We start from the raw sequence: 19,483 nt of genomic DNA, 5'->3' as shown, positions 1-19,483 counted from the left end.
TACTTTTTACGTCGTACATTTTACAGAAAATAATTTTGCAGAAAATCTCAATTTCACTACTTTTGACACGTTAAATAATAAAAAATGAAAAAATCTGTTATATTGTTGGCTTCTGCTATCTTAGTTGTATCTTGTGACCTTCCTGCTGGTGGGAACAAAGGACGTATTGTAAAAACTGATGACGTTGTAAGATACGATGACCCAAATGCACCTCACGGGACTTATAAAGCAACAGCAGATTCTACAAAAACTGTTTCTCGCGTTGTAGCAGATTCTGCAAAAGTGGCAACACCGGAAGCAAAACCAGCAACAACAGAAGCTCCGGCTGAACATCACTAAGAATTTTATAAAAATATTATAACAAAAAATGTCTTGCGTTTGCAGGACATTTTTTATTTTTACGAACCAACTTTGTCAAAGTTTCAGATCCTTGACAAAGTTTCAAATCATTTATCAATCATCATTTATAATAAAAATGAGTAATACACAACAATACATCCAAGAAAATAAACAACGTTTCTTAGATGAACTTTTCGATATCCTTAGAATCGCTTCCATTAGCGCAGACCCAGCTTACAAATCCGAAGTCCTGAAATGCGCAGATGAAGTGGCAAGACACCTAAAAGTTGCTGGAGCAGACAATGTAGAAACGCTTGAAACCAAAGGTTATCCAATTGTTTTTGGAGAAAAAATAATTGATGCTAATTTGCCAACGGTTTTAGTTTACGGTCATTATGACGTTCAGCCAGCTGACCCATTGGAATTATGGACAAGTGACCCGTTTGAGCCAGTTGTAAAAACGACTGAACTTCATCCAGATGGCGCAATTTTCGCAAGAGGTTCTGCGGATGATAAAGGACAATTCTTTATGCACGTCAAAGCTTTCGAGGCAATGATGAAAACAGATTCACTTCCTTGTAATGTTAAGTTTTTGATTGAAGGTGAAGAAGAAGTGGGTTCTGCAAGTTTGGCAGATTTCCTAGAAGACCATAAAGAAAAACTGAGTTGCGATGTTATTTTAATTTCTGATACTCATATTTATTCTAATGAACAGCCAACGGTTACAACAGGTTTGAGAGGTTTGAGTTATGTAGAAGTTGAGGTTGAAGGTCCAAATCGTGATTTACATTCTGGGCTTTATGGAGGAGCAGTTCCGAATCCAATTAATGTTCTGTCAAAAATGATTGGCGATTTGATTGATGATAAAGGACATATCACCATCGACGGTTTTTATGACAATGTTCTGATTGTTTCCGATGAAGACAGAAAAGAAATGAACAAACTGAAAGACGATCCGGATGCTTATAAGAAATCAATTAATCTTAATGATATTCAAGGAGAAGAAGGCTGCACAACTTTGGAAAGAGCTTCGATTCGTCCAACTCTTGATGTTAACGGAATTTGGGGAGGTTATACTGGAGAAGGTGCAAAAACTGTGATTGCGTCAAAAGCTTTTGCTAAAATCTCAATGAGATTGGTTCCGAATCAAACGCCTGAAGAAATCACTGAAAAGTTCACGAAACATTTTGAAAAGATTGCACCAAAAAGTGTTAAAATAAAAGTGACGCCACATCACGGAGGAATGCCTTACGTTTTGGAAAGTAATACCAAAGAGTTTTTGGCTGCTAAAAAAGCAATGGAAAAAGCTTTCGGAAAAGAAGTTTTGCCTTACAGAAGTGGAGGAAGTATTCCAATTACCTCTTTGTTTGAAAAAGTTCTTGGTGCTAAATCCGTTCTTATGGGATTTGGATTGGATTCAGATGCTATTCATTCACCTAATGAACATTACGGATTGTATAACTATTATAAAGGAATAGAAAGTATTCCTTACTTCTTTGAGTTTTACGCAAAAGGATAAAAAATTGAAGACAGTTAAGGCTGTCTTTTTTATTAAAATTAATCATAAACTAAACCACATAGTCACATAGAAAATCAATTTTAATTCAAAAATATTAAATAATAGTTTAAAGCAGTTTTCTATTTAATCTTAAACAAAAAACTATGTGACTAAGTGGTTCAAATAAATTTTTAAAAATTATGTCAAAAGTTGTATATATCACAGGTGGAACCAAAGGAATAGGTTTCGGAATCGCAGAAGTTCTGTTGAAAAATGGTCACAAAGTGGCTATTAGTGGAAGAAAACAACAAGATGTTGATAAAGCTGTTTCTGAACTTAAAACCATTTCAGAAAGTGTTTTTGGAGTGAGTTCAGATGTTAGAAATTTCGAAGATGAAGAAAATGCAATTTCGAAAATTGTTGAAAGATTCGGAAGAGTGGATGTTGTGATTGCGAATGCGGGTTTAGGAATCTTCAAACCGGTTGATGAATTGTCAATCGAAGATTGGAACGCAATGCAAGAAACCAATTTGACAGGTGCTTTCTACACTTTGAAGGCTTCTGTTGAGGAATTGAAAAAATCAGAAGGCTATTACATTACAATTGCAAGTCTTGCAGGAACTAATTTCTTTGAAAATGGAGCTGGATATAATGCTTCGAAGTTTGGCGTTGTCGGCTTCACACAAGCTGCGATGATTGACCTTAGAAAATACAATATCAAAGTTTCAACCATAATGCCAGGTTCCGTTGCCACTTATTTCAACGGAAATGTTCCTTCTGAAAAAGACGAATGGAAAATCCAGCCGGAAGATATGGGAAATCTTGTCCTCGATATGCTGAATATGAATCCTCGTGTTTTGCCAAGTAAAATTGAGTTCCGAGCGAGTCAGGTAAAGAAATAAAAATTATTAGTTTTTTGAAAATTCGATAATTTAACCTCAATATTTGTAAAGAGTTGAATCTGCTAAATCGCTTTAAAACGGACAAAATTATTTGTAAAAATTCTAAATACCCTATTAATAAAGCATTTCAGAAAACTATTTAATAAATAACAATAAATTATGCATGCATAGTATTTTTTATATATATTAGCCACAGTTAGTAACATCAAATGTTATCGTTAAGATTGATTCTTATTGATAATTAATTAAAAATATATTTAACAGATGAAAATATTAGTTTGTATCAGTAGCGTTCCGGACACTACAAGTAAAATTAATTTTACAGCAGATAAATCTGCTTTTGACAAAAACGGAATACAATGGGTGATTAATCCATTAGATGAGTTTGCTTTAACAAAAGCTATAAAATTACAAGAATCTCAAGGTGCAACTGTAACGGTTGTGAACGTTGGAGATGCAGGAACAGAAGCTGTTATCAGAAAAGCTTTGGCAATCGGAGCGAATGATGCAGTGAGAGTTAATGCAGAAGCTAAAGACAGTTTCTCTGTTGCAAAAGAAATTGCAAAAGTAGCTCAAGACGGAGGTTATGACCTAATTCTTACAGGAAAAGAATCGATTGACTATAACGGTGGAGCAGTTCCTGGAATGGTTGCCCAATTATTGAATTACGCTTTTGTTAATGCGAGTGTTGGATTAGAAGTTAATGGTTCAGAAGCAACTGCAGTTAGAGAAATCGAAGGTGGAAAAGAAACTATTTCTGTGAAATTACCGGCTGTTGTTGCAGGACAAAAAGGTTTGGTTGACGAAAAAGATTTGATTATCCCGAATATGAGAGGAATTATGTCTGCAAGAACTAAAGCTCTTAATGTTGTGGAACCTTCAAATTCTGAAGTGAAAGTGGAAGCAGTTTCTTTTGACAGTGTTGCGCCAAGAGCAGCTGTGAAGTTGGTTTCTGCTGATAACCTGGATGAGTTGGTAAGATTACTTCACGAAGAAGCGAAAGTTATTTAATTATTAATCTTTTAAATCAAACAAAATGGCAGTATTCGTATACGCAGAAAATATAAACGGAGTTTACAAAAAAGCAGCATTTGAAGCGGTTTCTTATGCAAAAGCTATTGCAGGAAAAACTGGAGATTCAGTGACTGCAATTTCTATCAATCCGACAGATTCTTCAGATTTGCTTTACAAATATGGAGCAGATAAAGTAGTTAATGTAAAAGATGCAGGTCTTAAGAATTTCAGTTCTAAGGCTTATGCAGAAGCAGTTGGTCAGATTGCTGACGGAAATATTATTGTTTTTCCTCACACGACAGACGCTTCTTCTATTGCACCAATGTTAGCGATTCAGAAAAATTATTCTTTGATTACTAATGCGATTGATGTTCCTGAAAGTACTTCACCTTTCCAAGTGAAAAGAAGAGCTTTCTCAGGAAAAGGTTTTATGCACGCAAAAGCTGATGCAGCTGGCGTTATTGTAACCGTTTCTCAAAATGCTTTTGGTGTTAAAGAAAATGCAGCTTCTGGTTCTGAAGAGGTTAAAGAATTGAGCATTGCAAATGAAGATACAAAAGTGATTAATCACGAACAGTCTTCTGGTAAATTAGACTTGAAAGAAGCGGAAATCGTAGTTTCTGCAGGTAGAGGTCTTAAAGGCCCTGAAAATTGGGGAATGATTGAGGATTTGGCTAATGTTCTTGGAGCTGCAACAGCTTGTTCAAAACCAGTTTCTGATATCGGTTGGAGAGGACACAACGAGCACGTTGGACAAACAGGAAAAGCAATTTCTCCAAATTTATATGTAGCGGTTGGTATTTCTGGTGCGATTCAGCATTTGGCGGGAGTTAACAGTTCTAAGACAATTGTTGTTATCAATAATGACCCGGAAGCGCCTTTCTTCAAATCTGCGGATTATGGAGTAGTAGGAGATGCGTTCCAGATTATTCCTGCATTAACGGAGAAAATCAAAGCATTGAAAGCTTAATCAACTTTTCGAAATATATTAAGAACCTGAGTTTTTGCTCAGGTTTTTTTTCTGATATGATAGTAAAATCAGAGATAAATAGAAAGCAAAATAAAGTGATTATGATTTTCCAACGGAAACTATGTAATAATCTTCAAATGTTAAATAGGAATTAACAAAAAATTTTATATTTGCTGAATGGATTATAAAAAATTAATCATCAGAGGAATCTCCTACAGCCAAACCCAATCAGGAGCTTACGCGCTGTTGTTGGAACATGAAGAAACATCGGTCAAACTGCCTGTTGTTATTGGGAATTTTGAAGCACAATCCATTTCTTTAGGATTAGAAAAAGACATTAATCCACCTCGTCCTTTGACTCACGATTTATTTACAAAATTTGTTAAGAATACTGGTTTTAATTTAGAATCGGTTATTATCTATCAGATCAAAGATGGCGTTTTCTTTTCAAACATCAATTTCAAAAATCCATTAACTGACGAGGAATTGATTCTGGATGCAAGAACTTCTGATGCTGTTGCAATGGCTGTTCGTTTTGATGCACCTATTTTTACTACTTCTGAAGTTTTGAATGAAGCGGGGATATTATTAGAACTTGATGAAACTCCAAAAGTAGGAGATGAAGATTTAGGCTCTGATGAAATTTCAGACTTCAATGATTTGTCAGGAATCTCTTTGGAAGAATTAAATCTATTGTTGAATGATGCTGTAAAAGAAGAAGATTACGACACAGCTCTTAGATTACAAGAGGAAATCAAAAGAAGAAATAAAAAAATAGAATAAATATATTATATATTATCATTTTAAGATATGAATTTAAAATTACGATTAATTATACTTAATTTCTTGCAGTTTGCAGTTTGGGGAGCCTATTTGACATCGATGGGGAATTATCTCGGTGCAGTAGGACTTGGTTCAAAAATTGGACTTTTTTATGCTATGCAGGGGATTGTTTCTATTTTTATGCCAGCAATAATGGGAATTATTGCAGACAGATGGGTTCCTGCTCAAAAATTATTAGGTATATGCCATTTAGTTGCTGCCGTTTTTCTTGCTGCTGCTGGCTATTATGGAATGACTTCTGGCTCTAATGTTGATTTTTCTACATTATTCTCTTTATACTCGGTAAGTGTGGCATTCTATATGCCAACTATTGCTCTTTCCAATTCTTCTGCTTATGGAATATTGGTAAGTAATGGTTTTGATACTATTAAGGCTTTTCCTCCAATTAGAACTCTAGGGACCGTTGGTTTTATCTTTGCAATGTTGTTTGTAAATTTTGCAGGAACTTTAGATGGGCAGTTTTCTATTAGCTTTTCGGGAGATAAAAATTTTTTAAGTTTCCAGAATAATTATAACCAATTTTTTGTTTCTGCAATTTTAGGATTGCTTTTATTTCTTTATTCTTTTACACTACCTAATGTTTCCATTAGTAATAATAAAGAAAAAAAATCGCTTTCTGATGCTCTTGGACTCAAAGCTTTTGCATTGTTCAAGGAAAGGAAAATGGCTATTTTCTTCATTTTCTCTATGTTCCTGGGAGTGTCTCTACAGATAACAAATGGTTATGCTAATCCTTTTATCACCAGTTTTAAGGATGTTCCCAATTATGCAAATAGCTGGGGAGCAAATAATGCTAATGCATTAATCTCTTTGTCACAAGTTTCAGAGACACTTTGTATTCTGCTAATTCCATTTTTCTTAAAAAAATTCGGAATCAAAAAAGTGATGTTGATGTCTATGTTTGCTTGGTTTCTGAGATTTGGTCTTTTTGGATTAGGAGATCCAGGATCTAATGTTTGGATGTTTGTATTATCAATGATTGTTTATGGTGTTGCATTTGATTTTTTCAATGTTTCAGGTTCATTGTTTGTAGATAAAGAAACATCTCCTGAGATTAGATCTAGTGCACAAGGTGTTTTTATGATGATGACCAATGGGTTTGGTGCTACTTTAGGGATGCTAGTTGCTGGTGAGGTTGTGAATCATTTTGTCTTTTCTAAGACGGATATTATTGAACAATTGAAAGGCTGGGAAATTAGTTGGTATATATTCGCTATTTATGCCTTAGTAATTGGGGTTTTATTTGCTATTGTTTTTAGATACAAACATTCTGCAAAAGATGTTCAAAACATTAATCATTAACAATACCGGCGTGTTTTTTACGTTTATAAAATGAAATTATGAGAAAAATAACCGCAAGTATATTTTTAATGTCCATGCTTATAGTGGCTGGAAGTGTTGTTTACAACTGTAGTAAAGTAGATGATATAGTTGAAAATATCTCTATACCAATTCCTTTCTCAGTTCCTACTACAACAGACATAACAGTTCCGTTGGTAATTGCCGATACTATAAATGAGGTTACAATACCAGAAATTCCGCTGAATATTAATTTTGATACAGATATAAAAGAAGAGTATCCTTCCTTGTCAATTAATAATCTAAAGTCTGCTAAACTAAGTCTATTAAGTATAGATTATGTTAGTTCTGAAGATAGTACGGCATTAAGTGTTATTAAAAATGCTAAAATACTTATCAAAGCACCTAATTTGGATGAGGTTGTTATGGCAGAATCTACAAATAACACAAATAGTTCTTCTATTAGTTTTACTCCGGTCGCTGATTTACAGTTGTTAAACTATTTTAAAACTAATCAAAACTCTATTATTTTAAAAGTTCAAGGTCGTGAAGAAGGTGTTGATGATATTATGAAACTGAAAATTAATGCCACTTTCAAGTTAGAAGTAGGATTGTAAAAAACAAAAAAAGATGACTAAAACTATTAGTCATCTTTTTTTTGTTTGATCCTCGTAAGGATTGTCTTCTGCAAAAAGGATATTCAGTATCAATCCTATGATCACTATCACATTAATGATAACCCATAAAAAATGTGGCAACGGTAATGTTATAAAAGGATTGTAGAGTAATGCAAGAATCACAAAAATCTTGACATCTATGTGGTCTTTTCTTTGAAATGAATCGTATGCTAACCATCCAAAACCAGAGAATAAAATATATCCAGAAAATCTGTAGAAAATGAGAGGCATTTTCAAAAAACAGAGAATCAAAATTCCTGTTAAGATTAATTTTAATAGCTGATTCATACGTCTCAGTTTTTTGTAAAATTAATCAATTAAAATTAATATATTGATATTAATTTTATTGGTTGGAGTGTTTTATTGTAATTAATGATTTTTTTTGGTGTTGATTATTCAAATATTAGATTATTTTGTATTGCTAAAGATTTTAATTCTGTTTCCTGCCACTCTTTTTCCGCATCGCTTTTCAATGTAATGCCACCACCAACAAATAAGAAAGCATAATTTTTGAAAAAGCTAGCGCATCTTAGATTCACAAAGTAATATATAAAATCTGCTGTTTCAACTTTGATATAACCTGCGTAAAACTCACGATTAAAATGTTCTATACTTTTTATACCTTGAGCACAGAGTTCTTTTGGGAAGCCACAAACAGCTGGTGTGGGATGAAGCTCTGAGATGATTTTATCAAGACTTTCTGGACTTATCTCTGCTGAGAAATCAGTTTTTAGATGTTTTATATTTCCAGATATTAAGTCTTTGGTTGTAGATGTTTTTAGATTCGAAGAGAACTTTTTCAGTATAGATTGTATATAGTCAGTCACTGCTTTTTGCTCTTCTATCTCTTTATCAGTCCAGCTTTCTTCCACAGGAACGGTTCCTGCAACGCTCATTGTTTCAAAAGAATTATTCTTTTTGTCAAATTTTCCCAGAACTTCCGAAAAACCGCCCATCCAGATTTCTCCTTTTTTTTCGAACAAATAACAAAAAGCATTAGGGTAACTTTCACAAAACTTTAGAAAACTCTTTGTTAGCGATATTTTTTTTTCAGAATCAATATCCAGATACATCAAAAGTTTTCTCCTGGAAAGAACTAGTTTTTTTAGTTCATTCTGTTCTATAAAGTCTTTCGCTTGAGCTATTTTCAGGGCATAAGATTCTGGAGTCTCTTTTCCTATTTCTATAAGAGGACTTTTGCTTTTAGGAGAAATGTTTTGACCTTCTATATTCTCTCTGGATATTTCTTGGATTGAACCTTTAAAATCCAAAACAGTTTTGTTGTCAAAACTTACAAAAGAAACATTTTTTTCCTGAGATTTTTCTAAAGTGTAGAAAATATCGGAATCGGGTAATTTGAAAATGAGCATTAACAAAAATATTAAACTTTCCCGACAGGAACAATGTTATTCGTCATAGTTGTGTGATTGATGAGGTGACCTTTCTCATCACGAATTTCGATTTGCGAGACGTGCATTGTGTTACCTTTTCGTATAAACTTTGCTGTTCCTGTAACAATACCTTCTCTTATCGCTTTCAAGTGATTACTATTGATATTAGTCCCAACAGGAACAAATTTTGAAGTGTCCAAGTTGATAAGAGAAAGACAAGAACCTAAAGTCTCAGCCAAAACACAACTTGCGCCACCATGCATAATCCCATAAGGTTGATGAACTCTGGAGTTGACAGGCATTGTTGCTGAGAGATGCTCATCAGAAACATCGGTATAAGTGATTGTCAGAGTTTCTCCTAATGTATTTTTGCTTGCATTATTGAGATGCTCAAGGATTTCTATTTTTTTTGCGTCGTCCATTCTTGTTGGAAGTTTAAAGTTGAGTGTTTCAAGTTTGGATTCTTAGTTTTTGCTTTAAACTCCAAATCTTGAATTTTTAATTAATATATCTGAGGATTCCAGTTTTTTGGATGCTTAGGAGTAATGTCGTATTGGATATAAAAATCCTGAATCTCCTGCATTATTTCCTCAAAAGTATGAGTTTCCAATTTTTCGTAAGGAATCTTGTAACCCAAATTAATCGTCTTTCTTTTATAATCACCACCAGCTAGAACAATTGGGACTTTTGCAGTCAAAGCCATATTGTAAAATCCTTTTCTCCATTTTGGAACCCAACTTCTTGTTCCTTCTGGAGTAATTACAAGACTGAAGTCATTTTTTTTAAATTCGTTAGCAACAAAATTAACAAGATCATTTTTCTGAGAACGATCTATTCCAATTCCACCAATTCCCTTTACAATTGCTCCATACCAAGCTTTTGTGTGAGCGTCCTTAATGATAATTTTTAGTTTTTTTCCAAGGGACCAATAGGCGAGATTACCTAAGATATACTCACTATTGTCGGTATGTGGAGCAACAACCAAGATACATCTGTCAAGATTATTGACATCGCCTTGAAGAACAACTTTCCAACCGATGATTTTTAGAATGGCTTTCGCAAAGAGTTTTTTCATAAAAAAAAGTATAACCATAACGGTCATACTTTACAAATTTACAAAATATGTTTATTCTTAAGAAATATCTAAGTATTCTTTAACGTATCAAAACAAGTTGCTGATGAAATCTACAATCTTGATTGCGATTTCCAATACTAGTTGAATCATTTTTGTGGTTTTTTGTGATTAGAAGTTTGTTTCTTTAGCAAATTTAATAATAATTTTGTTTATTGTGTAGTTAAAACGTTAAAATTTTATTAAATTATCAATTGATTGTCGGGTAAATGACAGCGTTGCTCAAATCTAGAGGATTGTAGTTTTTTTTAATGAAATTTTGAATAACTCTTTCCGCTTCTTTGAACTGTTCTTTGCTTGTAATTATTTTTCCGCCAACACTTATGGTTCCAGGATCTGCTGAATCAAATTTTTCTCTCATATCTTTCATTGGATCATTATAGAATTGAATCATTTGCTTGTGAGTATTGGCTTTGCTCAGTTCCAAAGCATTTTTGCCAGAGAAAGATTCTAAAAAATAAGACGTGTCATAAGTTTTTTCAAGTTTTTCACTTTTTGATAATTTGAAGATGAAGTTGTCTTTGTCATCATTCAACTCAAAAATCAATCCTGGTAATCCTTGGAATTTATAAGGTCCTTCGGATATGTTGATGTCTTTACAAAACCAAGCGATCCAATGTCTGCCTCCAAAATCTGTTGTTGCTTTTTGAAGTGTATATTGTCCAGACGTTTTGGTTTCATTGTCTAGTTTCCAATCCATTTTATCAATAGATTTGTAGGAAAAGTAACTTCCTGTGTATTCGTAATTGGTGTTCTCAAAAGAGTTTCTATTTCTTTTCAAAGCAGGAGTCCCGTTCCAGCTGTAGCTGCGTCCACCATTTCGATTGATAGAATCATTTTTGATGTTGAGGTAATTATAAAATTTCACATCTTTAGGATTAATGTCCAGAGCCATATTTACAGTTTTATAATTGCTGGCAGTAGAATCCGGCTTGAATTTGTATTCGTAAACAAAACGATGCGTTTGTCCTTTTGATAGAGTGGTGAAGAATATCAAAAGTAATATAGTATAAATTTTCATATTAAATTTTGGGATTCGATGGTTAAAGAGAACTAGGAGAAAAGCGGAAGTCCTAATACTTTTGCCCGCTTTTCAACTAATCCACTCTCAATTTATTTAGTTTTGATAGAAATTTCTTTCTTTCCATCCTTTATATTGATGTTCAAGTCTTTGATGCTTTTCTTAACTTGGTCATCCAATTTCATTCTTTCCAAAACTACATCTGCAGAATCTTTGGAGTAATATTTCCCATTGATTTTTACGCTGTCATTCTCGTCAGAATTGTACTCGATCGTAGTTCCGTTGATATTGATTTTGTTTTTCTCAACTGTGATTCCGCTGTTGTCATCATTATCGTCGTCGTCATCATTGTCGTCATCCAAATTAATTTTGTCAGAAACATCTATTACTTTGAAATGTCTTGGAACAACCAATTCATAATTTGCGTTATAATGTCTCATTCTTTCATTGTAAGAATATTTGAAATAATTTGGGACAAGAATTTTATTACCGATTATTTCAACAGGAACAGTCAGTTGTATTGGCTGATTATATCCTTCTGCTTCTTTTTTGATGATCAAATATGGCTTTGTAATATCCTGACGTTTTACTTTTACGTAGGGATAATCTTCCTTGTAAATGACTTTTCCGTCTGAGAAATAATCGCCAAAATAAGATTTGAAGTCTGCAGGAATATTCACTTTTTTGACATCCAATAAGATGCTGTCAGATTCTGTATTAATGCTTACATTCTGAGTTTCATTGTTCTCACCTGAGTATTTTGTAAACATTCTTGTAGCTGTGAATCCACCGATGAACAGTAGTCCGAACCAAAGGAATATTAGTGCCCCAATGATATATCCTGTATATTTTAATTTAGATTTCGGTGCAAATAATTTGATAGAGATCAAAGTAAATATAATTGCAGGAATCAGGAACGATAAAACCAAGATCGTGGTAAGCCAAAAGTTTGGCATGTCATTTCCTAAGAAAAAAGCAATTCCTTCGGGAACATTCACTGCATCGGAACCAAAACTAATTCCAACAAATGCAAAAGAACCAATTAAAAAAGATAAGCCCAACAAACCAAAGATAATTCCTAAAAATACTCTGATAATAGTTACAACGACATTTCCAACATTGTCAATATTTCCTTTCTGGGATTGGAACGCTTGTCCTACTTTTTCGGTAGATTCATTAGCAAACTGAACTATTTTCCCTGATTCTTCCTTTAGGTTATCAAAATTCATTGGCTTCCCTTTCATTTTCAAAAAATCAGATGCAGTTTGTGCTTGGGGAAGAATTACCCAAAGTATCACATAAAGTAATCCAACAAACAAAAATAATGGTGCTAATGGAAATCCTATAATAAAGATAGCGATCCAAATCAGTCTCATCAACGTTATATCCAATCCAAAATAAGATGCTAAGCCTGCGCAAACGCCTCCCAGTTTTGCATTTTCCGGATCACGAAACAGCTGTTTTTGAGAATTGCTGTAAAACGTACTTCTGCTTTTGGATTGTTTTTGTTTCCCTTCAGAAAAATAAGCTTCTTCCTGTTCGTCAATTTGTTCAGGTGTTCCGATCTGAGCAATCACTTTCTCAACGTCAGAATCATTCACCACTTCTCTTTTTCCAAGTGTTTCTTTGAAAATCTCGACCATTCGGATTTCAATATCGTGCATTACTTCGTCTGCTTCCTGAGCGTCTAGAGAATTTCTCAAGGCATTCAGATAATCGCTAAGCTTGATGTAAGCGTGTTCATCTATCATAAAAGAGAACCCTGCGAGTGCTATAGATAATGTCTTGTTCATAATATTAGTTTTGAGAGTGAGAGTTTGATGTGATTTGGTTGACGGAATCTGTCAATTCCTGCCAAGTGCTTTGTAATTCTGCTAGGAAGAGGCTTCCTTTTTCAGTAATCTGATAATACTTTCTTGGCGGTCCGCTTGTAGATTCTTCCCATCTGTAAGCGAGAAATTCGCCGTTTTTCAATCTTGTAAGGAGAGGATAAAGAGTTCCTTCCACTACATCCAGTTTTCCTTTTTTGAGAGATTCTATCAGGTCGGAAACATACATTTCGCGTTGTTGGATAAGACTCAAAATACAGAATTCCAGAATTCCTTTACGCATTTGCGCTTTTGTGTTCTCGGTATTCATATTAATTGTTTGGTTAAAATTCAAATAATTATAAAGTTTAATGTTCTTGCTTTCTTGAGTTTTTTAAGTCAGCTTCGAACTCGCTTCTCTAACTTTACATTGCAAAGATATATAAATAGAATGGTATTATGCAATACAAAGTAGTAAATATTTTTAAATATAGTATTTAAGTAATTGATTTTCAGTATTAAAAATTTTAAATGATAATTTCGTTGAAATTTTCAAATTCAGAAATTTTGATGATTTGTTGAATTAATTTTAAAAAATTGCTTTTAAAATTTGCAGATGAGAAATGTTTTCATATTTTCGTAACAGATTTACAAAACGATAATGAATTTTACAACCACAACAACGATTTCTACAACAACTACAATTCGTAGCTGCAGAAAGGTGTGTTTGTGATATTGTGAAAAATAGATAATTAACAAAAGCCTTTCTGAATTCAGAAAGGCTTTTTGTTTTGAGTAAATCTAATATTATTTAGAATTGTCACACTGAGCGGAGTCGAAGTGTTTAAAAAAATAAGAATATCAAATAATGAAAATTTTAAAATTTGGGGGAACTTCGGTTGGAAGTGTAGAAGCATTGAGAAATGTAAAATCAATCATTGAAAAAGAATTTAATAAAGACAAACCTTTAATCGTTGTTTGTTCCGCTTTATCAGGAATCACGAATGCACTTTTATCGGCATCGCAAGAAGCTTTGAAACAGAACGATTTTTCTGAAATCTTGAAATCTGCAGAAGAAAAACATTATCAGATTATTTCAGAATTGTTGCCAAGGACGGCTCAAAATCCATTATTGATGATGGTGAAAGTGAGTTTCAATGAGGTCGAAGATGTTTTATTCAGTGTTAAAAATCTGGGTGAATTATCAGACAGAATCAAGGATAGACTGCTTTCTTACGGAGAACAGATGTCTAGCAAGATTGTCTCAGCTTTTCTTCAATCAGAAAATTTCCCTGCAGTTTTCCAAGATTCAAGAGAATTGATTGCAACAGATTCTCATTTCGGAAATGCGAATGTCGATTCTAAAAAAACCAATGAAAACCTTAAAAACTGGAAACTGGAAAATCAAGTTTATGTTGTTACGGGTTTTATCGCAAAAGATAAAAATGATGATACCACCACTTTGGGAAGAGGAGGTTCTGATTACACCGCCGCAATTTTAGGTTCAGGTTTAAAAGCTGACGAAATACAGATTTGGACAGATGTTGACGGTTTCTTAACGGCTGATCCAAGATTGGTTAAAAATGCATTTTCTCAATCTGAATTGAGTTACCAGGAAGCAATGGAAATGTCGTATTTCGGTGCAAAAGTGATTTATCCTCCAACAATGATTCCTGCTATTGAAAGCCAAATTCCGATTTACATTAAAAATACTTTTAAGCCGGAAAGTCAAGGAACTTTGATTCATCAGAAATCTGAAATTTCAAAAGGTCTTATCAAAGGAATTGTTTCTATCGAGAAAACCTGCCTCATTAATATTACTGGAAATGGGATGATTGGGATGAAAGGTTTCAGTGGAAGATTGTTCAATGCTTTGGCGAAATATGAAGTCAATGTAATCCTCATTACGCAGGCAAGTTCTGAACACAGTATTTCGTTTGTGGTTTCTTTTGATGATGAGAAAAAAGCCAAAACAGCAATTTATGAAGAATTTGATTTTGAAATTAATGCCAATAAAATTGATGAACCGCAGTTCGATAATGAGTTAAGTATTCTTTCTGTCGTTGGCGAAAATATGAAAAAAACGAGAGGAATCAGCGGTAAATTTTTCAGTGCATTGGGCAAAAACGGAATCAACATCATTGCGATTGCACAAGGTTCATCTGAGCTCAATATTTCTGCCGTGATTGAAAGAAATGAACTTTCAAAAGCTCTTAATGTTGTTCACGATTCGCTGTTGCTTTCACCTGTAAAAACCTTTAATGTGATGTTTGCGGGAACAGGAAATATCGGGAAAGAATTGTTCCGACAATTGGAAAGAGAACAGAGAAATCTCGAAGAAAATCATCAGATTAAAATCAATGTTGTAGGAATTACTAACAGTCGGGAAATGAAAATTTTCGATAATCCTGAATCTGATTTTGATTTAAATAATAACTTTAATACTAATTTACAAAAATCAGATTTGAAAGAATTTATAAATTCTATTTCAAGTAAAAATTTACCTAATTTGGTTTTTGTAGACAATACTTCCAGCGAAGATGCTGTTGCAGAATATTCATTGTTATTCAATAATAATATCTCAATTGTAACTTGTAACAAAAAAGGAAATTCTTCGTCTTACGAACAATACAGTAAGTTCAAAAGATTGGCAAAAAAGAACAATGTGAGTTTCTTATATGAGACTAACGTTGGAGCTGGTCTTCCAATTATCAAAACCTTAAATGACCTTTGGATTTCCGGTGACGAAATTCTGAAAATCGAAGCAATTTTATCGGGAACAATTTCTTACATTTTCAATAATTATGTTGGCGATAATACTTTTGCAGAAGTTGTAAGAACTGCTCAGGAATTAGGTTATACAGAACCAGACCCGAGAGATGATTTGAACGGAATGGATTTCTCTCGAAAAATGCTGATTCTTGGAAGAGAAATCGGATTGCCGTTGGAAATGTCAAATGTTAATATCAAAGATTTCCTTCCGGAAGCTTGTCTCAAAGCAGAATCAATTCCTGCCTTCTACGAAGAGCTGGAAAAACACGAACCTTACTTTTCATCATTCAAAAATGAAGCAGAAAATTCCGGAAGAAAATTGAGATTAATTGGTGTTCTTGAAGATGGAAAAATCAACATAGAAGTTCAGATTGTAGATGCTAATCATCCGTTTTTCGGATTGTCAGGAAGTGATAATATCATTTCGTTCACAACATCAAGATACAAAAATACGCCGTTAGTTGTAAAAGGTCCGGGCGCAGGTGCAGAAGTTACAGCCGCTGGAGTTTTTGCAGATTTAGTAAGAGTTACAGCTCAATAATAATTGTTAATGATTAATTATCAATGATTAATTTTTAACACCAATCAATTAACAATTTACCATTAACAATTAATAATTAAAAATGGATTCTATAAAAGTTTTTGCTCCGGCTACAGTTGCTAATGTCGTTTGTGGTTACGACGTTCTCGGTTTTGCTATACAAGAACCCGGCGATGAAATTATCTTGAAAAAGAACGATTCCAATCAAATCGTCATTACAAAAATCGAAGGCGATAACGGTAAACTTCCGAAAGACCCGAATAAAAATGTTGTTTCACACGTCATTAGATTATTTCTGGAAAAAATCAATTCGAATCAAGGAATTGATATCGAATTATATAAAAAAATGCCGCTCAACAGCGGAATGGGTTCTAGCGCAGCGAGTAGCGTTGCGGCTTTGGTTGCAATCAATGAGTTGATGGGAAAACCATACACAAAACAAGAATTGTTGCCATTGGCGATGGAAGGCGAGAGAATTGCCTGCGGAAATGCACACGCAGACAATGTTGCGCCGGCGCTTTTGGGAGGTTTGGTTTTGGTAAGAAGTTATGAACCTTTAGACGCAATCAAACTGCCTTATCCAAAAGATTTGTCTGTGGTTTCCGTTCATCCGCACGTAGATGTTCTGACAGGCGAAGCGAGGAAAATCATCAAAGAAAGAATCAGTCTCAAATCTGCGGTTCAGCAATGGGGAAATGTCGCAGGTTTGGTTGCGGGATTTTGTACTGGCGATTTGGATTTGGTTAGCCGAAGTATGGAAGATGTCATCATAGAGCCGGTTCGCGCAATGTTGATTCCATATTTTTATGAGATGAAACAACTGGCTTTAGATAACGGTGCGATTGGTTTCGGGATTTCTGGTTCTGGTCCGTCGGTTTTTGCTTTGTGCGAAAAGAAAGAAACAGCGGAAGAAATTTCATTCAAAATCAAAGAATTACTCAATCAAAAAAATATAGAAAGCGAAGCTTTTGTAACGAAAATCAATGATGAAGGAGCGAGAGTTCTTTAAAGATAAAAGAATAAAGAACAAAGAGGAAAGACTGTCAACCGACAAATAACAACTATCAACAAAATGAAATACATATCAACAAGACAACAACAAGCAACTAATATAAAAACAGCCATTTTAAAAGGTTTGGCAGATGACGGTGGACTTTTTATGCCGGAATATATTCCGCAATTAGATTCAGAATTTTTTGAAAATCTTCCAAACCTTACTTTACAGGAAATCGGATTTCGAGTAGCAAAAGAATTTCTTGGCGAATCCATTTCAGATGATAATTTAAAAGAAATCATTGATGAGGTTTTGAATTTCGAAATTCCAGCTGTAAAAATTTCGGAGAATATTTATTCATTAGAATTATTCCACGGTCCAACGATGGCTTTCAAAGATGTTGGAGCGAGATTTATGGCAAGAATGATGTCTTATTTCTCGGAAGGAAAACCAATGAAAGTAATTGCTGCAACTTCCGGCGATACGGGAAGTGCGGTCGCTTCAGGATTTTTCGGAGTTCCAGGAATTGAAGTTTATATTCTTTATCCAAAAGGAAAAGTGAGTCCGTTGCAAGAAAAACAATTGACAACTTGGGGCGGAAATATCAAAGCTTTGGAAATTCATGGTACTTTTGACGATTGTCAAGCTTTGGCAAAACAGATTTTGTCCGACGAAGAATTGAATCAGAAATTCACTTTGACATCAGCAAATAGTATCAATATTGCGAGATTAATTCCTCAATCATTTTATTATTTCTGGGCATTTGCACAATTGCAAAAATTGAAAAAACCGATTGTTTTCTCGGTTCCAAGTGGAAATTTTGGAAATTTAACAGCGGGACTTTTTGCTAAGAAAATGGGATTGCCAATTCATCATTTTGTAGCTTCAACTAATGAAAATGATGTAGTCCCGAAGTTTTTAGAAACTGGGAATTACGAATCAAAACCTTCGAAACAAACCATCAGCAACGCAATGGATGTTGGCAATCCCAGTAATTTTGAAAGAATGAAAAGCTTGTTCAATAATGATGTTTCGGAATTCAAAAAAGAAATTAAATCGTATTCTTTTTCTGATGAAGCAACGAAAAAAGCAATGCAAGAAGTAAAAAAAGATTTTAATTATACGCTTGACCCACACGGTGCAGTTGCATATCTTGGACTTCAGGCTCTTCGACAAGCTCAGAGTGACAAAATAAATGAAGATTTTGTTGGTGTTTTGTTGGAAACTGCTCATCCTGCGAAATTTGTTGAAGTGGTAGAAGATGTTCTGAAAGAGCAAATTGAAATTCCTGAAAAATTGGAAGCTTTTAATAAAAGAGAAAAGAAATCTGTAGAGTTTCCTGTTGATTTTGAAGCTGTGAAAAACTATCTGATAGAGGAGAAGTGATAATTTTTTGATTTACAGTTTCTAATCCAGAAAATAATCTTATCTTTGCACCTCGTTACATAATAATCATTTAAATAATATTGGAATGTATTTAACAACAGAAAAAAAAGCAGAAATTTTCGCGAAGCACGGTAAATCTGCACAAGACACAGGAACTGCTGAAGGACAAGTTGCTCTATTCACATTTAGAATCAACCACTTAACTCAGCACTTGAAAGCTAATCGTCACGATTTCAACACAGAAAGATCTCTAGTGAAATTAGTAGGTAAAAGAAAAGCTCTTTTAGATTATTTGAAGAAAAAAGATATCAACAGATATAGAGCAATTATCGCTGAACTAGGAATCAGAAAGTAATCCTGAGCTCACGCAAAAAATTAAAGCAACTCAATTTGAGTTGCTTTTTTTGTATTATTAAATTTATATTTTTTTTAGGAAATTTGAAAAATACGACTCATAAAAATCAATGCACTTTTGCAATTCAACTGAGAACTCTGTTTTTGTTCCATTCGACAATTCTATATCTAAACTTGATGTATCGAAAGTAGAATCAAAAGTGAAGTCAAAAGAACCTTCGTATTTTTCTGTATTAATTACTTTTGACGACGTATTTCCCTCTGTGTGCTTTGTTCCATTACATAAATCCTGCATAATTTTTAGTGAAGGACATAATATTTTTATTTTATCTTTGAAATCACCTATATTCTTAACTGCTTTTAGTTGAGTGTGTTTGTAATCCTTATAAATCCATTCGTGTAAATGCCAAGCTGTCATAGCACAATTCAAAGCAATTCTGCTTGATGTCTCCTTCGTACAAAATTCATTATAATCTTCTTTTAATTTATTATAAAAATCATCGGAAGTTTTAATGTCAAAACTATATTTATTCATTGATTTA

20 protein-coding genes are annotated in these 19,483 nt (G+C 33.7%); 12 read left to right on the top strand and 8 right to left on the bottom strand.

Annotated elements, in window-relative coordinates; all coding sequences use genetic code 11:
- The first annotated feature begins 84 nt into the window (after positions 1–84).
- From DRF58_RS07820 to DRF58_RS07785, 8 genes are all read left to right on the top strand, one after another.
- Positions 85–339, top strand: a complete 255-nt coding sequence (locus DRF58_RS07820) for a hypothetical protein (protein ID WP_116034397.1) — start codon at positions 85–87, stop codon at positions 337–339.
- 136 nt (positions 340–475) lie between these two features.
- Positions 476–1,858 (top strand): dipeptidase, encoded by a 1,383-nt coding sequence (locus DRF58_RS07815; protein WP_116034395.1) that lies wholly within the window; start codon positions 476–478, stop codon positions 1,856–1,858.
- 179 nt (positions 1,859–2,037) lie between these two features.
- Entirely contained in the window at positions 2,038–2,739 is a 702-nt protein-coding gene (locus DRF58_RS07810) for an SDR family oxidoreductase (protein ID WP_116034394.1), read from the top strand.
- A gap of 264 nt (positions 2,740–3,003) precedes the next feature.
- Positions 3,004–3,750: an electron transfer flavoprotein subunit beta/FixA family protein gene (locus DRF58_RS07805; RefSeq protein WP_116034392.1), complete on the top strand. Its 747-nt coding sequence runs from the start codon at positions 3,004–3,006 to the stop codon at positions 3,748–3,750.
- 25 nt (positions 3,751–3,775) lie between these two features.
- On the top strand, positions 3,776–4,723 hold the full coding sequence (locus tag DRF58_RS07800; protein ID WP_116034390.1) for an electron transfer flavoprotein subunit alpha/FixB family protein: 948 nt from the start codon (positions 3,776–3,778) through the stop codon (positions 4,721–4,723).
- 177 nt (positions 4,724–4,900) lie between these two features.
- Positions 4,901–5,506 (top strand): bifunctional nuclease family protein, encoded by a 606-nt coding sequence (locus tag DRF58_RS07795; protein ID WP_116034389.1) that lies wholly within the window; start codon positions 4,901–4,903, stop codon positions 5,504–5,506.
- Between the two features lie 27 nt (positions 5,507–5,533).
- The gene (locus DRF58_RS07790; protein WP_116034387.1) at positions 5,534–6,868 is read left to right on the top strand and encodes an MFS transporter; all 1,335 of its coding nucleotides are present in this window, start codon (positions 5,534–5,536) and stop codon (positions 6,866–6,868) included.
- A gap of 38 nt (positions 6,869–6,906) precedes the next feature.
- The gene (locus tag DRF58_RS07785) at positions 6,907–7,482 is read left to right on the top strand and encodes a hypothetical protein (protein WP_116034385.1); all 576 of its coding nucleotides are present in this window, start codon (positions 6,907–6,909) and stop codon (positions 7,480–7,482) included.
- 30 nt (positions 7,483–7,512) lie between these two features.
- Here DRF58_RS07785 and DRF58_RS07780 read toward each other — a convergent pair whose 3' ends face one another.
- The 7 genes from DRF58_RS07780 to DRF58_RS07750 form a co-directional block, all read right to left on the bottom strand.
- Positions 7,513–7,830: a DUF6804 family protein gene (locus DRF58_RS07780; protein WP_116034384.1), complete on the bottom strand. Its 318-nt coding sequence runs from the start codon at positions 7,828–7,830 to the stop codon at positions 7,513–7,515.
- A 104-nt stretch (positions 7,831–7,934) separates the two neighbouring features.
- The gene (locus DRF58_RS07775; protein WP_185144537.1) at positions 7,935–8,912 is read right to left on the bottom strand and encodes a chorismate-binding protein; all 978 of its coding nucleotides are present in this window, start codon (positions 8,910–8,912) and stop codon (positions 7,935–7,937) included.
- An 11-nt stretch (positions 8,913–8,923) separates the two neighbouring features.
- Positions 8,924–9,355, bottom strand: coding sequence for a PaaI family thioesterase (locus DRF58_RS07770; protein WP_116034380.1), 432 nt, complete (start codon positions 9,353–9,355; stop codon positions 8,924–8,926).
- Between the two features lie 80 nt (positions 9,356–9,435).
- On the bottom strand, positions 9,436–10,008 hold the full coding sequence (locus DRF58_RS07765) for a 1-acyl-sn-glycerol-3-phosphate acyltransferase (RefSeq protein WP_116034379.1): 573 nt from the start codon (positions 10,006–10,008) through the stop codon (positions 9,436–9,438).
- A 247-nt stretch (positions 10,009–10,255) separates the two neighbouring features.
- Positions 10,256–11,086: a GLPGLI family protein gene (locus tag DRF58_RS07760; protein WP_116034377.1), complete on the bottom strand. Its 831-nt coding sequence runs from the start codon at positions 11,084–11,086 to the stop codon at positions 10,256–10,258.
- Positions 11,087–11,178: 92 nt separating this feature from the next.
- A complete protein-coding gene (locus DRF58_RS07755) occupies positions 11,179–12,879 on the bottom strand; it encodes a PspC domain-containing protein (protein ID WP_116034376.1) in 1,701 nt (566 codons plus the stop codon).
- A 4-nt stretch (positions 12,880–12,883) separates the two neighbouring features.
- Complete coding sequence (locus DRF58_RS07750; RefSeq protein WP_116034374.1) at positions 12,884–13,225, bottom strand: PadR family transcriptional regulator; 342 nt, start codon at positions 13,223–13,225, stop codon at positions 12,884–12,886.
- Positions 13,226–13,762: 537 nt separating this feature from the next.
- On the opposite strand from DRF58_RS07750, the gene thrA reads away from it, so the two are divergent.
- The 4 genes from thrA to rpsO all read left to right on the top strand — a co-directional run bounded on the left by thrA (position 13,763) and on the right by rpsO (position 18,942).
- Positions 13,763–16,207, top strand: a complete 2,445-nt coding sequence (thrA, locus tag DRF58_RS07745; protein ID WP_116034373.1) for a bifunctional aspartate kinase/homoserine dehydrogenase I — start codon at positions 13,763–13,765, stop codon at positions 16,205–16,207.
- 82 nt (positions 16,208–16,289) lie between these two features.
- Positions 16,290–17,216 carry a homoserine kinase gene (locus tag DRF58_RS07740; protein ID WP_116034371.1) on the top strand — a complete coding sequence of 309 codons (927 nt, stop codon included), beginning with the start codon at positions 16,290–16,292 and terminating at the stop codon, positions 17,214–17,216.
- A gap of 63 nt (positions 17,217–17,279) precedes the next feature.
- Positions 17,280–18,587 carry a threonine synthase gene (thrC, locus tag DRF58_RS07735; RefSeq protein ID WP_116034370.1) on the top strand — a complete coding sequence of 436 codons (1,308 nt, stop codon included), beginning with the start codon at positions 17,280–17,282 and terminating at the stop codon, positions 18,585–18,587.
- A gap of 85 nt (positions 18,588–18,672) precedes the next feature.
- Positions 18,673–18,942 carry a 30S ribosomal protein S15 gene (gene rpsO / locus DRF58_RS07730; RefSeq protein WP_116034368.1) on the top strand — a complete coding sequence of 90 codons (270 nt, stop codon included), beginning with the start codon at positions 18,673–18,675 and terminating at the stop codon, positions 18,940–18,942.
- A gap of 63 nt (positions 18,943–19,005) precedes the next feature.
- On the opposite strand, the gene DRF58_RS07725 is transcribed toward rpsO, so the two are convergent.
- Positions 19,006–19,476 carry a hypothetical protein gene (locus tag DRF58_RS07725; protein ID WP_116034366.1) on the bottom strand — a complete coding sequence of 157 codons (471 nt, stop codon included), beginning with the start codon at positions 19,474–19,476 and terminating at the stop codon, positions 19,006–19,008.
- Positions 19,477–19,483: the final 7 nt, after the last annotated feature.

Source organism: Epilithonimonas hispanica, from assembly GCF_003385395.1.
In the GTDB taxonomy this organism is placed as follows: domain Bacteria; phylum Bacteroidota; class Bacteroidia; order Flavobacteriales; family Weeksellaceae; genus Epilithonimonas; species Epilithonimonas hispanica.
Note: the sequence above shows the minus strand (reverse complement) of the source record. Positions and strands in the feature narration are given on the sequence as shown.